This window comes from Candidatus Limimorpha sp., assembly GCF_056203535.1.
Map to the genome: position 1 here is coordinate 1 of NZ_JBADWU010000057.1, position 16,234 is coordinate 16,234.

Below are 16,234 nucleotides of genomic sequence, written 5' to 3' on the forward strand. Positions count from 1 at the left end.
AAGGTGTATGTCGCAAACAAGCTCTCGCTGATGTTCGAGGCGGCTGCATCCGCTATGGTTTCCATAAGGTCGCTAGACCTCGGCAAACGTCCCTCTCTTCCTTTATTGGTATAAATTCAGTCAACAATTATACTTGAGCCAAACATTTTAAGTTCTTTGGCAGGCAATGACACTGTCAACGAAATCAGCAAGAAATTCAACATCGACACCAACAAGGTGTCATCAGTCATCACCAGCGCCCTTCCGACTTTGGTTGGCGCTATGCAGAAAAACGCTTCCACCGAAGGCGGTGCCGCAGCATTGGCAAAGGCTCTCGGCGATCATGCCGGCAACGCAGAAAGCATGCTCAGCAACCTGAAAAACGTCGACCTTAACGACGGTTCAAAGATTTTGGGTAAGATTTTGGGCAGCAACGCTTCATCAATCTTCGATAAAATCGGTAAGCAGACCGGCACTACAAGCGGTCAGGTGAACAACATCCTTTCATCCATCGCTCCTGCCATGCTCAACCTCATCGGCAAAATGAAGAACAACAACAACACTGGTAATGACGCTCTCGGCGCATTGCTCGGCAGTGTTCTCGGCGGCGGCTCCAATTCAGGCAGCGGCATGGGTGGCATTCTTGGCGGCTTAGGCAAATTGTTTGGCGGTAAATGATTCGTTTTCAGTAATTTAAAACTATAGAACCTTGCCTTTTGGTGAGGTTCTTTTTTCTATCCGACGCAAAACAGCAAACCATAAACTACACAATTGCGTATTTTTTTGCTCGTTTGATGGTTTCGTATTATCTTTGCAAGCTGAAAGCATCATGAAAAGACATCTTATCATATTGGTTTTCATTTTTTTAGGTATATCAGCAGGTTTTGCCCAACGCATCGGTGGCGGCTTGCTGATAGGCCCTGCGTTCTCGACCATGAAATTGGCCGACAACGATTCGACACGTTTTCGCACGGATTTCTGTGGCGGCATTCGCATTGCTTTGATTCCCGAGAATTCCATTTTCGGTGCAGAAATCGATGTGATATATTCGCGTCAAGGAATGAAAACCAAATCAGGAACCGACGAAGACAAAAACAGGTTTCATTATATCGAAAAGTCTTCCTACATCAATGTGCCGATATTGTTGAATGTATACATGCGGAAATGGAACGAAGAAGACGAAAGTGAAGCAAAAAAGGCGCGATTGCGTGTTGGTCCATACATTGGTTTCTGCTTCGGCGGCAATGATGTTGTATCTACAAGAACTAATAGAGATACGAAACAAGCTATTACGCCATGGAAAACAAGTACTTACAACAGCTTTGACTATGGTTTTACGACAGCCATCAGTTATTGGTTTATTGAAATACGCTATTCCTTGGGCTTGAATAACGTGTTCAAAGGCGATGGCGTTTCAACCAATCATGTGATTTCAGTAACTTGGTCGGATGTGTGGTGATTTACAGTTGTTTATAATATAGGTTTCTCGTTAAACCACCATATTTTTCTTCCGTCTTGGCATAGCGATAACCTTCCTTCAGGAAATTATTGATGCTGAAATTATTGTTCGGCGCACAAGTCGTGCAAAGCAAATTGAAGCCACGTTGAACAGCCAGTTTTTCCACTTCCTGAATCAGTTTCTGCTGTAAACCCAAACCGCGATAGCCATCTCTCACCAGAAATAATTTCTGATTTGCAGCCTTAATGCCTAATTTTTCCAATTCATCAAGTTCTAAAGCCTCGCTGTCTCGTAACCCCGTAATCTCGTTGTCTAAAAGTCCCACCACATCGTGCGCATGGTCTTCTTCCAAACATTGCGGCACATAAAGGATGCCTATGGCAACGAGTTTTTCATCATCCCAAAAGCCCAAAGTCACATTCGGCTCCTGTAGGCATGAAGCAATCATTTCGGGTGAATTATGCCGCAAAACCGACTTGTCGGGCAGAGAAGCATAAACCGTCTCGTTCAATTCGACAACGGCTTGAAAATCAGTGATTGTACATTGGTGCAGTTGCAGGTTCATTTTTACATGTCTTTTAGGGATAAACCCATTAATTCCACTTGAAAGCCGTGAAGGTTTTTCTTGATTTTTTCGTATTTTTCCTCCAATAACTTTGTATTGTAACGTTCAGGATTGCGTTTTACTTCGGCGACAACAGCGCGTTTGTTCAGTTTTTCAATGGCAATCAGGTCAATTTCATTCTTTCCGTCTGATGTCCACCAGTTTCCAACTTCGGTTGTATCAGGCTTTTCGCCATACAGTTGACGGAAATATTTTTCCAACACAAAACCGCTGAATTGTGGATAGTTTTGTGTGATGTCTTTGGCAAGCAAATCGAATTTTCCGAGTTCCACCAAACTGCGGTTCGATTCGATGAAACGGAACCAAAAGCACAGAAAATTATCTTCAATGTGATACTTAATTCCTTGACTATTAGGTTTTGACCAAAGAGGACGCATTTTGCGTATCAAGGAATAATCCGTTTCCAAAGTTTCAAGATAACGCCCCGTGTTTTTCTCGACAATGCTGTCGATTTCCGATTGTGAAGTCATTCCATTAGCGATGAGTTGCAGGATGCTGTAATAAATCTGGTAACGTTTGCCAAACTCACCCACTAACAATTCGGTGCCTTCCTCAATAAAAACAGACGATGGATTGCAAACGGCCTGTATCATGTCGTTCCATGTTTTGCAACCGCTTTCCATCAGTTGTGCCACATATTTTGCCACGCCACCCGTTATGGCATACAACATCAGCAAATCTTCAGCGGTATAATTGGGATTGTAATCATGGAAAATCTGTTTTAAAGTGCTGATTGAAAAAGGTTTCAGCACTATTCTTGCGGTTTTTCGGCCAAACAAAGGTTCCTTGCGGTCTTCAAAAATCCGCTTCATCATGGAATAGATGCTGCCGCAGGCAATCAGATGAATATGCGCCTCATTTTGGTTTTGGTCCCAAACATTCTGAATTTGTGAAATGATGGATTCATCCAGTTCCATAAGTCGCTGAAATTCATCGATTACCAAAGTCACTTGTTGCTGACGGCTGTATTGCATCACCTCGTTGAGCAAAGCCGAAAACCTGACGGCTTGTCCATAGATATGAATGCCCAAAATACTCTCAATCTGCTGCTGAAACTCCTGACACAGAATCTGTTCCGACTTTTTCCCGACAAAGCAATACAAGTATTTCTTGTTTTCAAAAGCCTTTACAAGCAAGGTGGTCTTTCCCGTGCGGCGGCGGCCTATCAGCACCGTGAATTGCGAGACTGAATGTGACAAATCGTCCAATCGGTGCAGTTCCTGTAATTCGGTTTCCCTATCGTAAAACTTCATGATTCAAAATTTACAAATTTGTAAATTACAAATATTTTAATTTGCAAAAGTAGATATTTTTATTTGAATTACAAGTTTTTATGGAATAAAATTCAAGGATAAAATGAATTGGTATAAAAAAATTTTTCCTCTCACCTAAGAAACTTCCTTTCGACAAGCTCAGGGAGCTAAATACTCCTAATTCCTAACTCCTCACTTTCCCCCTTTTCCTTGAATCATCATCCTTTCATTTATTTTGTTGAAGGACCATTGCAACATTCCAAAAACATATTGGCGCATTGAATCAACACGTTGGGGCTGCAAAGCGGATACATCATCTGTCTGGCCAATGGCATAATGGTACAATTTGCCATCTTTGTCAGTCACACGGTACACATAGAAATATTCCTCGTCCATTACGCCAATCTTGTCATCGGAACTGAAATAGGCGAACTTTCTGGGTTGCCGGAGCAAATCAAGTCCACAAGTGTTGTTTGAGGAAGTGAAAGGCATCATGCCAAGCAAAGTTGGACCAAGGTCAATCTGAAGCGCCAGTCCATCGTAACGCGAAGGTGTTATCTTGCCTGGATAATAAAACAGCATCGGCACATGATGATAGGACAGAGGCATATCGTATTTGCTTGAGCCCCATACTTGTCCATGGTCGGCTATGAATACGAAAACCGTATTGTCAAACCATGGTTGCTGCCGTGCCATGCGCATCAGTTCACCAATAGAATAGTCGGCATATTCCACCATTTGTGTCTCTATTTTTGAAGTGGAAGGATGAAAACCGATATCGTTGGGCAGATAATAAGGCGTGTGGTCACTACAAGTCATAATGACGGTTAAGAAAGGCCCGTCTTTGGCCACACTGTTGCAATGCTCTACGGCGTGGCGCATCAATACATGATCGGGAATGCCCCAAGTGCCTATGATTTCGTTTTTCGGATAGTACGATTGACCAATCACGCTGTCGAAAGCATTACTGTAAAGAAATCCCTGCATGTTGTCGAAATTCTCATCGTGAGTCATCAGATAAGCCGTACTATACCCCGCTTTTTTCAGTTGTTGAGGCAGACCATCCATCTGAGGAACGATAGTATGTTTCATAGTGTGTCGGGCTAACAGGGCGGGATGCGAGTACAAGGAAGAATAAATTCCATTATAAGTGTGAATGCCAGCCGAATAAGTGCGTGTGAAAACCAATCCGTTAGCCATCAGACTATCCAAAACTGGTGTTAGTGAACCTATGCTGCTGCTTTCTGCCAGACAAGTTTTTTCAGCCGTCATCGACTCCATAATCACCATTACAACGTTAGTGCCTTCAGGCAATGGTGCTGTAAGGCCAGCAAGCATCAGGGTACTATCAGCAGGACTATTATGTTCAGCTTGGTAAACAGCTTCTGCCAAGGCTGAATCGGTCAGGTCGAGTGGCTTATTGACGCTTTTGTTCAACTCTTCGGCACTCTTGATAAAAGTGAATACGGGATTGAGTCCTATCTGATTGAGAAATGGATCGCTGCAGAAGTATGCCGTTCCGACACGTATGGGGCTTTTTTTGTTCAATCGGCCACGCATACCCGCAAAGATGGCCAAGGCCAACAGCAGACTTACCACTATGGCCCAGCCTAATGGTGCAAAGGTGTCGAGATTGTTGCGCAACGTGTGGCGGTAAATGCTCCGCATGGCAAACCAATAGCCTGCGGCAACAGCCAAAAATGCAAAAAGAAAAGCAATATACCGTGGTTCTGAAACAATCATATTGGCAATGATTCCTATGGAATCGGCCTCTTGGGTTGCCACAGCATCTAATCGGATGAAGAAGGTGTTGAAAAACGGTATGTCGGCGGCACAGGCCAGAAATCCAACAATGTAGAACGTCACGATGATGTGATGAATAATTTGATGATAGACCTTTGATCGTATGTGTGCCAGCTCGGCCACAATAAGCATCAAGGCGGGCAATGCCAGGAAATAGCAGCTTATCACCGTGTCGAAACGCCAACCCATTAGCAGAGCTTTTGGATATAAGCCTTCAAAATCAGGCCAGTTTTCGCAGCCGTTGCAATACACTAATGTATTGACAACACGAAACAGCGTGAAAATGATAATGCCTAATAAATAGGAAGTTAGCAGGTAATTCAGTCGGGGTGTTTTTTTATTTTTCATTCCTTATCAAATTCATATCAACCGCAAAATTACATTTTTTACCTTAGATGCCGTTTGTTATTTAAGAATCATTTGCGTGTAGGGGTACACAGCCATGCGTCTCGATACGCAAACCGATGGTTTCGCAATGCCAGGCAGCGATGTACAGGTCACAAATCTCCCACAAATAAAATCAACATAAATGCAAGAAGCGCATTATACAATTGCCAGTGCTTTCGTTTTCGGTTGGCGGAGGCATGCGGTGCATTCCTACAGTTCCTTATTATAATACACCTTGTAAAACTTTCCTTTTTCGTCTTCGCCTTGTTCGATTAAATCGCGATTGCCGTGAATGTAAATGTGGAAATTCTTATCCAGTTTGATGACGCTTTTGAAAGCACGCGCCTGTTTTTTCACTGCCGTCCCGTTGATTTCGAAATTGTCGGCAATCTCAATGTCTTCGCGCCGGGCGTAATTGTCCTTGAACTTGTGAAAACTCTCAATGACAGCAGGTTGCTCTATTACTTCGTTCACAAATTCGTCCATATCGAAAGTCTCTTTTTCCTTGAAGAAAGCCACGGAGCGGTTGAGCAAATCGGCTTGGTCGGCTTTGGAAACCTCGAATTGCTGCGGCAACTCCTTGGTGACGAAATTCTTGGTCAAGGAAAGCACCGTGTTGGTGTGGAAATATTCGTTGGCTTTTTGGAAAACATGCAGAAATTCGTCGGTCCAGAAATGGGCGTCGCTGCGGTTGGTGTTGTCGACAATGGTGACCAGAAAGCCGTCCTCGCGTTCCAGATTGTAAATCAGGCAGCCTTTGTCGAGTTTCTTGGTGTTGATGCCTTGTTCGGGCGTGAGGTCGAGGCCTTCTTCAGAGGTCCAGACGCGAAGGAAAGTGTCCTTGTTTTCCGATTTGAAAAGCCCGATGGCGTCGCAAAGGTTGCCGCCAATGCTGCAATCGGTGAAATGAACCACATAGAACTCGCCCGCCTTGATTTTCGGGTGGTCGCTTTTCTCGTAAAGATGCTTGGCGAGTTTTACCGAATTGATATACAAGCTTTCAGGATCGTCGAAAATCTCACTGACCATGCCATAGACCTCGTTGTATTTCAAATCCGATTCGTGAATGAAATGAAACTGTTCCTCGGCAAGAAAAACCTGCAAGAAATACTCATGCAGGATGTTACGCATCTCATCGTTGGTGGAGAGAAGGCTTTTTGAGCAGATGACACCTTCTTCGGCCTGTTTGTTGCCGACGAAATGCAAAGCCATGTTTTTTATTACTGACATATCGCTTGATTTGGATGTGCAAAAGTACGAAGAAATGATGTTTTGGTGAAAATATGGTCGAAAAACACAAATAATCAGATAGCAGGAATTGAACATTCATACGTTTTGGCCGATGACATTGAAAGGCCGATACATATCTGGTTGTCTTTTATAAACCTTTTATTTGCTGTCTGCAAACAGCAAATACTACAAAAAAATGCTGTCTTTGGACAGCATTTTTTGTTTCAAGATTTGGCGATTTCAATCAATCATCGTCATCGCAATCAATCGTGCGGGCAATCTTCTCGATGTTCAGGCTGCGGGCCGAAGCATCGATGATGTCCTTGTAGATGCCGCCTTTCTTGTAGACTTCGTCAGGGTCGCCCGACTGCTCGACGCGACCGTCTTTCAAGGCGTAGATGATGTCGGCATCAATGATTTGCGAGATGCTGTGCGAAATGATGATGACGGTGCGGTTCTGCTTGATGGCATCGATGCTGTTCTTGATTTGTTCGGTCGAGATGGCATCGAGTGAAGCGGTAGGTTCATCTAAGAAAATGATAGGCGGATTCTTGAGGAACATACGCGCAATGGCGATGCGCTGCTGCTGACCGCCCGAAAGCTGGTCGGCTTTGCTCTCGAACTGCTTCGGCAACGCCATGATTTGGTCGTAGATATAGGCTTTCTTGGCGGCTTCAACCACATCTTCGTGCGTGGCTTTCGGGTTGCCGTAAAGAATGTTTTCCTCGATGGAACCATCAAAAATGTGATTCTTCTGCAAAACCAATCCGATGTTTTCGCGGAGGAAATGCGTGTCGTAATCCTTCAAGTCAACGCCGTCGAGCTGAATGCTGCCACAATCAGGCTCATAGAACTTATCCAACAGATTGACGATGGTACTCTTGCCTGCTCCCGACAGACCCACGAAAGCGGTAATCTTGCCCGGGCGAATGTCCATATTGATGTTATGCAAGGCTTTAGTGCCATTCGGATAGGTGAAATCGACACCCGAAATGGTGAAGTTGCCATGAATCTTGTCGGTTTTGTAATTGCCGCTCGGTTCGACATCGGTATCGGAATGAAGGATGCTGAAGAAGCCTTCGGCATAAATCAAGGCGTCGTTCATGTCGTCGAAAATGCGCTGCAACTGCGTGATAGGTGCCACCACATTGCTGAACAGCATGACGTGATACATGATTTTACCGATGGTCATGCCCGGATAGCCTTTCAGCACGAGATAAGCCGTAAGGATGATGACCAAAACCGTGCCCACCTGCTTCACGAAACTCTTCACGCCATTATAATAGAAACTCACCTTGCGGGTGTTCATCTGGTTTTGGGTGACGTTATTCTGAATGTTCAGCTGCTTTTCGGCTTCAATCTGTTCGCGGTTGAACGACTTGATGACATTGATGGATTCAATGATGTTCATGATGCCGTGGCTCTTGGTTTCGAGCATGGAGCGCATCTCGCGGCGCCAGCCTTTCAAGCGTTTCGCCTGGCGGAAGGTGATGAAGAAATAAATCGGCACAATGCCTAAAGCCACCAAACCGACATACACGTTGGCGGCAAACATCAGTATCAAGGCAAGCAAGGCGCTGGTGAACAACGGCAGCAAGTCGATGAAGAAATTCTGCACTGTGCGTGAAAGGCTGCTCACGCCTTGGTCGATACGGGTTTGGAGTTTGCCGGTGCCGTTTTCTGTTTCGGAGAAGAAAGCCATGCGGAAAGTCAGCACTTTTTCGATGACGCTTTGCGCAAGGTCGTGCGAAACGAAAATCCTCATGCGTTCGCCGAAATAGTTCTGCAAGAAAGTGATGATGGCGGAAAGGATTTCCTTACCCAGCAGCACACAGGCGATGGTGACGACAATCTTATAAGCCTGCTGTCCCCACTGGATCCCTTGATTGACCATGCCATCGATTTCGTCAACGGTCCAATCCAGAACGATAGCATTGACCTGAGCCATCAATGAGCCGATGAGAGTTAGGATTAAAGTAATGAAAACTAACCATTTGTATGGTTTTACAAAGGGCTTGATGTTTTTGAAAAGTTGAACGAGGTTCATAGTATTGAAAAGTGATTATTATTGATTTAATAGTTTTTCAACGTCATTTTTGAGAAGAGGTATATGCTTGATTACAAGTCCCCATAAAAACTCGACATCCACGCAGTCATATCCGTGAATGACCCTATTGCGTGTCCTTATGACGTTTTTAGCATTTTCAAGTGAAAAGTCAGGATTTTCTTTCATGATTCTATTGAGAGCTTCGCCCATGATTTCCACATTACGTTCAACAGCACGACGGCGGAGCAGGTCTTTTCTAAAATCCTCAAATATCTTTGGCTGACCTTCAAAAAACGATTCTATTTCGTTACATGCGTTTAGCACATCCAAAAGATGTTTTTTTACATATTCATCCATAAATCAATTGTTTGCTGCGGTCAATATTGTTTTTAAGAATGTAATTTTGTATGGCATTGCCTTCTAACAAATCCACTTCACGTCCAAAGAGTTCTTGAAGTGCATCTTGAAAGTTAAAATAGTTGTCCACATAATCTTCGTGAGGGACATTTTCGAAATACACTTCTAAATCGATGTCGCTGTCGGGATTGAATCGGTCAGTGAGAACGGAGCCGAACACAAACAGCTGTTTCACTTTATGCTGCTGACAGAGGGCAATAATCAGCGGACGGTATTTTTCGATATAATTCATCGTGGAATTTTTTGCAAAGGTAAACTTTTTCTCTTTTTTATGGGAAAACATGAGCGAAATACAGTTTTTTGTTATTTTTGCAGTCCGATTGGTTCGCCAATCGGATGTTCTTTGTTTAATAAGAAGCGTTATGCTTATCTTGTAGTTGAAAACCTGAGAAATTTTCAAGAAAATGCAAGGATGGCATGATAGTTCTGCGCTCTGCGTGGGCTGTTATCTCATATTTGCATATTCGGGTTTCTCAGGACCTTCAACTAAAGTGTGGCATACAGTTCCACGCTTTTTTTGTTGACAGATGTTTCTATGGGACTGGGAAACAGTAACTATTGAATAAAATGGAATACAAAAACATTCAGAACGGCAAAAACAACGATGATTTCAAACGGTTTATTTTGAAAGCCATAATTTGGACAGTCCTACTCACTGTGTCGGGGATTTTTCTTTTTCCCTTTATTGGATGGATAATTGGAAAATGTTTTCCTGTTTATGTGATGTTGATTGTGTTTGCGAGTATAGGAGCGTTATTTCTAATCGTATGGCTTGTGCATTTAGTATTGGGAATAATAAACACACACACGTCTCATTTCAGGTTTAATTTGCCGATACCGAAGCCCTCCCCCAGATTATTGGTTTTGTCGTTTTCTGTCATCATAGTTTGTAGTGCAAATATGTTGATTGATGATAGTGGAAAATGTATTATAGGCACCTTTGGGTATGGAGAGCGTTGGGGTAACTCTATAGTGACTGAAAGGGAGAGGGTCTATAATATGTTTGGTGTGGAAAAAATTAGAAGCGAAAGAAATGATGATATCCTTCGTATGTATAGCTCTGAAAACGAAAAAACCATATTAGTTTTGAGCATGGAAGAACAAAAAACCGATGAATGGGACGGAAATGAAAGCTTTAAAATGATTTGTAAATCAGTGGAATACCGAACTGATGGAACTCCGATTCGTGTTTTTGAAGAAAAAACAGCCTGTTATTATTATTATGATTATGATTATTGTATTGATCATGATTATGATGAGGGATGTGGTTATTATTTTGGTGGAAAACGTGTGAATACTCTCAAAACAGCCATTCGTGAATGGTATTTCGAAAGGATTGGTTTAGTTTGTTTAAGTGAATATCCAATAATTCTTAAAGAGTCTCTATCCGATGAGAAAGAAACATTCTCAAATGTTAATAACAGTCAGCAGGAATCTCATTATGAATCGATTTATGATGATAATAGTCAACAGGAATCTCACTATGAATCGATTTATGATGCTCCAGCACCGCAAACACAATCTTGGGGAGGAAATATGATGCCCGTTCAAGACTTCGGAGGTGGTGATATTTATGGGGGCATTGAATCCTCTTCACAGCAACATGGTTATATAACAGAGACTTACGAAGATTATTGCCCTGTTTGTTATGGATCAGGGAAATGTCAAAATTGTTATGGTAGAGGAACATATAATGATTATACCAATACTACAAGGGATTGCCCGAGTTGCATCAATGGTAATTGTTCTAATTGCGGTGGAACAGGAAGGGTAACAAAGACAAGAACAGTCTGGAAATAACAGTGCTACCTGAGTCTATCGTGCTTATTGGCACTCCTTTTCAAGGGTGTGACGGTGTCGACATGGGGATGTTTTTTCGCCCTCGTAACTTTGACATGTATTTTCAACATGTAAACTAAATTTGCACATTTACTTATTTCCTTTTATTCATCCATAACGCAAAAAACTTGTCATAAACAGAATAGACATTCTTTTATAGAAGAATAGTATTATCTAATCGTTTGATTCACAGATAATAAACTCGTATTTTTCAAATTTCATCATAAAATGATGATTGTTTTTTGATGATTTTTAAAAAATCAGGTTCAATTATTTATCAATCATCATTTTGAGATATTGAAAATACATTCATTTGGCAATTACGGCAATCAAATTCGAGGCGGAATGTTCCCTTTTCGTTCGAGAGGATAAGTGGTGTGGCCTTTTTGCCTGTTTCCTTGCTGCACATTCCGTTGGCATAACGGATGCAGTGTTTGGTTGTCATCACCTTGATGCCGGACTGCTTGGAATACGATTTTTCTAGTCCGTCCTCGATTTCGGTTACGCCATGCTGACGGTAAAATTCGGCGGCCAAGGCATTGGTCACATTACCCAAATAGGATAATTCCGTTTCGGGATAATTTGTAGAGACGTGCCATGGCGCGTCTCTATGGGGGCGGTTATTTTTATGGTTTTCAACCAGATAATCCATCAGTTTTTCAACCAGATTGCGTTTCATTTCACCGATAACCGAGGCTGGAATCAGGTAAGGTTGCGAAAAATCCAGTTTCAAATCGACGGGATTGAAAATGGTGTCGCCCCATTGCAGGGCCTTTTTGCGGATGTTTTCGGTGGCTTTTTCGGGGTTGTTGGCGATGATTTTTTCACATTCGGCGGTTGTAGAAACGCGCCATGGCGCGTCTCTACCATCGTCTATCGATGCGATAAATTCATATCCTTTTTCATTCTCCTCAAGGGTCAATTGTATGTCAATCTTGCGATTGCCATTTGATGCATCCACCTGTTTCTGCCATTCGATATCGAGATTGCGGTAAATTTTCGTGCCGCGTGTGGCGCCATGCGGGCGATTGCTCGAAATGGTTTTTCCGCTGACCACATCGGCGCGGAGGCCTTTCAGTTCGCCATTTTCATCGAGGAAGCAGAAACCATCGCCGTTGTGAAGAACCTTATCGGTGCGCAGTTCCATACGGACTGAATTGCACCAAGTTACCTCGCCGACATATTCGCCCATCGATTTTGGGGTGAACGGTGAATCGATGCCTTTTTTGCGGCCTTCGATGAAATAATCGGTGAAGCCGCGTGAAAACGATTTTTCGGGATTGACTTCAAAACCGAAACTGCAACGGCCATTGGAAGCCTGCTGCAAATCGGTTCTCCGGCTGATGATTTCGTCTAATTTCTTGCGATAGAAGGCTGTCACGTTTTTCACATAATCGGCTTCCTTCAATCGGCCTTCGATTTTGAAACTGGTGATGCCGGCATCAATCAGTTGTTCAAGATGGGCACTGTTGTTCAGGTCTTTAAGTGACAATAAATGACGGTTTTCTATCAAGGTTTTGCCGTTTTCATCGAGCAGGTTCCAAGGCAGACGGCAAGGCTGTGCGCAGGCGCCACGATTGGCACTGCGGTTGCCCAGATAGTGGCTCAGGTAGCACTGTCCGCTTTGGCAGACGCACAATGAACCATGCACGAAAAACTCCAACGGAACGCTTGTGTTGGCACGGATTTCCTTGATTTGCTCAAGCGAAAGTTCGCGGCCCAAAACGACTTGTGAAAAACCGACTTTCTCCAAAAACTGCACTTTCTCCAAACTCAGGTTGTTGCATTGGGTGCTTGCGTGCAGCGGAATGGGCGGCAAATCCATCATGAGCAGCGACATGTCCTGCACAATCATGGCATCGACACCGACATTCCAGCAGTCGTAAACGATTTTGCGGGCGCGTTCCAGTTCGTTGTCGCGGAGCAAGGTGTTGAGCGTCACATAAACCTTCGCATCGTACAGTGCGGCATAATGGCACAGTTTTTCAATGTCTTCAATGGAATTTGACACTTTTTCGCGTGCGCCGAAATCGGGGCCGCCGATGTAAACGGCATCGGCGCCATGGTTGATGGCGGCCTTGCCCACTTCGAGGTCTTTGGCCGGGGAGAGTAGTTCGATAATTTTCATGGTGCAAAAATACGGAAAAACCGATGTAAAATGCCTTAATTAATTGGGCTATCAGTTATTTAGTTATCAGTTTTCGGTTGTTAGTTTTAAAAAACCAAAGTTGATCAAAAAGCGTCCAAAAACTTTCCACTTTAACACTTTTAGCACTCTCCACTTAGAGCCTTCGTTTCGACAAGCTCAACGGGCTACAAACCATTCACCAATCACCCAAAGCCCATCACCAATTATTGTACGTCGGATTCCATCGTGCCGATGACATTCATCCTGAAATTGGCGATGTAAAATTTCTTGTTGGCACCATTGACGAAATAACCAAAAATCTTATCACCTTCCTGATAATCGTAAATCGATTTCTCAAATATCTGTGTCATTGAAAAATGATGCCATTGGTCGTAATACTGATAGTAATAATTGACAGGAATAGACTTAATGTTTTCTTTTCCTGTTTCTCTGTTAATTGCATAATCAATACTGATGTTGAAATCGTTCTCGTACTTAGGAATGAAGACATCGAATTCGCATTGCACTTCAACGGATTTCAAATCGTTTTCCAAAACGACATTAGTCAAATTGAATGGATAGGTCTTGCTAAGCGTAAACACGTTTTCCTTATCCAACGTATCGGTTGGCATCACATTGGTCCTGGCTCTGGTGAAATTCAGACTTTGTGCGGAATTGACGGAAAACAGCATCTTGCGATTGCCATCTCTCGGAAGAAGTGCATCATTGTTCATCACATAGTCGTCCATAGCCTTGTATTCGTTCAGCAGATGTTTCACTTGCTCGTTTTCCTGCCGAACAAGCGACAGCACGTTGTCCTGACAATTGATTTTATACACATTGCCATCATCATAAAAATAGTCGCCGTAAATCATGTTGCCCATAAGCCGGGATGCTTTCAGTTGGGGCGAGAAAGTCTTCGACCTGAAATAAGAGACTGTATCCAATCCCGTATTGATCCATGCCACCGTTTGGGGCGATTCCATATCATAAGCCGATTTCATCATCGCCAATATTGAAGGCGTAATGTCTCGGTGTGTCACCATGGCAGGAAACTCCTTGCTTTCCTTCAGCAACGGCGACCAGATGACCAGAGGAACGTAATATTTGTTGAACTCGCTGATTGGGCTGTAGAAACAATGGTCGCCCGTGATGACGAAAATGGTGTTTTTATAATCAGGCTTCGATTTGTAGGTTTCCATGAAATTGCGCAGACAATCATCGAAATAGCCGTAGGAAGCATAGCATTTGTACATGTGCTCAGGTACTTTATCCGTATGGTTGGCGTTTTTGAGCATTTGCCTGTACCGTTCGATATAGCTTTCTTCGTTTGGGTATTCAAAAGGATCGTGTGTCGTCAGGGTCAGATAAATGTCAAGGCGGGGCTTGCCGCTATCGAAATCGAGATGCTTGAACGATTCGGAGAAGAGGTATTCATCGTAAAGCCCCCAACTGTTCGACATCTCTTCGGGATAGGTCTGGTAATCAGGCAAGAAATTGTTCACTTCATTGTCGTTCAGGAAATAGCACATTTCGTCAAAACAAAGCCAGCCTCCGTATAGGAATGACGATGCGTAGCCGTTTTGGTTCAATATCTTAATCAGCGAATTGAAGCGAGGGCAGTTGGACGACTGCAAAAAACCGTGTTCACCGAATGGCAAATTGCCGAAAATGGTTGGCAAAGCCGCGAAAGTGCGTTGCGATGACGAAAGGCAGTTGTCCCACGACAATCCGACCGAAGCCAATGAATCCAAAAAAGGCATGGGCGAAGGATAGATGCAATCGGGGCCACAAAATTCGCGGCTCAACCCTTCGGTGATGACAAACACGAAATTCGGCTTCACATCAGGGTCGAGATTGAAATATGGCGACAAAACATCTGGCGATTTGTCGATGTGGGCAAAAGGATATTTCTCATTAATGAACTCAATTTCAGGAAACTGGGACTGAAACGCCTTGATGCGTTCCCCGTTTTGTTCAAAATCTTCCGTGTTGATGTCGATACTGTCGAATTTGCTTTCCTTCGAAAATAGGCTGCCAAAGAAAAACGCCTGCTTATTGTCGATGGTGTTTTTTTCATCTTGGTTTCCGTAAAGTTTTTCAGGCACTTTCCAAACGCACAATCCTGCAACGGCAACGGATAACCATACGAAAAGACTGATTTTCCCCATGCGGAACTCATGCCCTGACAACAGCAAAAAAGCAGCTGGAATCAGCAGCAAAAAGGCATAGCCCCACCAGACAAACGGCTCGCTGGCACTGGCAACATAGACGAGATCGTGAATGGAATAATCGAAAAATATCTTGTCCAAGGGAACGAAAGCCGCCACAAAATACATGATCATCGCATTGGAAATCAGTAGCATGATGGTTCCCATAATACGAAAGGCCAATTTCGCAGTTTTCTCGGAAAAACGGTTTATCAACAGATAGAGCGGACAAAGGACGAGCGATATTTTTGCAAAAAACAGAATGTCATATCCGAACCCGAAAAGACACAACTTGAGCTGCTTCAGAAACTCAAAATGATAATGCGCCAACAAGGCCGTTTCAAACATGCGTATGGCAAATCCGAAAACCAATAGCCACAACAAGAAACTCAGAAACTCTTGCAGACCAATTGACAGTTTTTCTTTTTTCATAAATCTGAATTCAATAAAAAATCAAATTGCAAAAATATGAAAAATGTCATCTCACTTGTCATCTTTATTGTGTTTGTAAATCAGTCTGAATTTATGCGCAAGCGCATCCAAAGATTCTGTTTCGTTTGTCAAATTCGTAGTTGATGAAAATCAGCGTGATATGCGAAATTTGCGGTTAATATAGGGATTGTCGTTTAATGTTTTCAATTTGAGCGAAGCAGCGACTGGTTCCATCCGTTTTCTGCGTTGGGCTCATCAAAGTTACGTTTTTATATCTCATTCCAGTCATTTCGGCCGGATTTTTCGTCTGTTTCCTACGGCAGAGGCATAGTTCCCCTGCGGAAGCACTTTGATGTGCACACTTTTTCGTTTCAGGCCGCTGCTAGCTGCGCTCGTTGTTCCATCCTGTCCGCCAACTGCACCAC

Annotated in this window: 12 protein-coding genes; 3 read left to right on the forward strand and 9 right to left on the reverse strand. The window is 43.3% G+C overall.

What is annotated here, in order from left to right; genetic code table 11:
• Positions 1–156 precede the first annotated feature (156 nt).
• Positions 157–657, forward strand: a complete 501-nt coding sequence (locus tag AC06MN_RS06805; protein ID WP_475671603.1) for a DUF937 domain-containing protein — start codon at positions 157–159, stop codon at positions 655–657.
• Positions 658–808: 151 nt separating this feature from the next.
• On the forward strand, positions 809–1,438 hold the full coding sequence (locus AC06MN_RS06810) for a porin family protein (RefSeq protein ID WP_475671604.1): 630 nt from the start codon (positions 809–811) through the stop codon (positions 1,436–1,438).
• Position 1,439: 1 nt separating this feature from the next.
• Here AC06MN_RS06810 and AC06MN_RS06815 read toward each other — a convergent pair whose 3' ends face one another.
• The 7 genes from AC06MN_RS06815 to AC06MN_RS06845 all read right to left on the reverse strand — a co-directional run bounded on the left by AC06MN_RS06815 (position 1,440) and on the right by AC06MN_RS06845 (position 9,432).
• Positions 1,440–2,003, reverse strand: coding sequence for a GNAT family N-acetyltransferase (locus AC06MN_RS06815; RefSeq protein ID WP_475671605.1), 564 nt, complete (start codon positions 2,001–2,003; stop codon positions 1,440–1,442).
• A 2-nt stretch (positions 2,004–2,005) separates the two neighbouring features.
• Positions 2,006–3,316: an ATP-binding protein gene (locus AC06MN_RS06820; protein WP_475671606.1), complete on the reverse strand. Its 1,311-nt coding sequence runs from the start codon at positions 3,314–3,316 to the stop codon at positions 2,006–2,008.
• Positions 3,317–3,508: 192 nt separating this feature from the next.
• Complete coding sequence (locus AC06MN_RS06825) at positions 3,509–5,467, reverse strand: LTA synthase family protein (RefSeq protein WP_475671607.1); 1,959 nt, start codon at positions 5,465–5,467, stop codon at positions 3,509–3,511.
• 249 nt (positions 5,468–5,716) lie between these two features.
• Positions 5,717–6,736 carry a nucleoid-associated protein gene (locus AC06MN_RS06830; protein WP_475671608.1) on the reverse strand — a complete coding sequence of 340 codons (1,020 nt, stop codon included), beginning with the start codon at positions 6,734–6,736 and terminating at the stop codon, positions 5,717–5,719.
• Positions 6,737–6,980: 244 nt separating this feature from the next.
• Entirely contained in the window at positions 6,981–8,783 is a 1,803-nt protein-coding gene (locus AC06MN_RS06835) for an ABC transporter ATP-binding protein (RefSeq protein ID WP_475671609.1), read from the reverse strand.
• 18 nt (positions 8,784–8,801) lie between these two features.
• Positions 8,802–9,140 carry a HepT-like ribonuclease domain-containing protein gene (locus AC06MN_RS06840; RefSeq protein ID WP_475671610.1) on the reverse strand — a complete coding sequence of 113 codons (339 nt, stop codon included), beginning with the start codon at positions 9,138–9,140 and terminating at the stop codon, positions 8,802–8,804.
• Positions 9,133–9,432, reverse strand: coding sequence for a nucleotidyltransferase family protein (locus AC06MN_RS06845; protein WP_475671611.1), 300 nt, complete (start codon positions 9,430–9,432; stop codon positions 9,133–9,135). The genes AC06MN_RS06840 and AC06MN_RS06845 overlap by 8 nt, the downstream gene beginning before the upstream one ends.
• 335 nt (positions 9,433–9,767) lie before the next feature.
• On the opposite strand from AC06MN_RS06845, the gene AC06MN_RS06850 reads away from it, so the two are divergent.
• Complete coding sequence (locus AC06MN_RS06850) at positions 9,768–11,000, forward strand: molecular chaperone DnaJ (protein WP_475671612.1); 1,233 nt, start codon at positions 9,768–9,770, stop codon at positions 10,998–11,000.
• Between the two features lie 316 nt (positions 11,001–11,316).
• On the opposite strand, the gene AC06MN_RS06855 is transcribed toward AC06MN_RS06850, so the two are convergent.
• Both AC06MN_RS06855 and AC06MN_RS06860 read right to left on the reverse strand, forming a co-directional pair.
• Positions 11,317–13,167 (reverse strand): peptidase U32 family protein, encoded by a 1,851-nt coding sequence (locus tag AC06MN_RS06855; RefSeq protein WP_475671613.1) that lies wholly within the window; start codon positions 13,165–13,167, stop codon positions 11,317–11,319.
• Positions 13,168–13,391: 224 nt separating this feature from the next.
• Positions 13,392–15,809 (reverse strand): LTA synthase family protein, encoded by a 2,418-nt coding sequence (locus AC06MN_RS06860; protein ID WP_475671614.1) that lies wholly within the window; start codon positions 15,807–15,809, stop codon positions 13,392–13,394.
• Positions 15,810–16,234 lie beyond the last annotated feature (425 nt).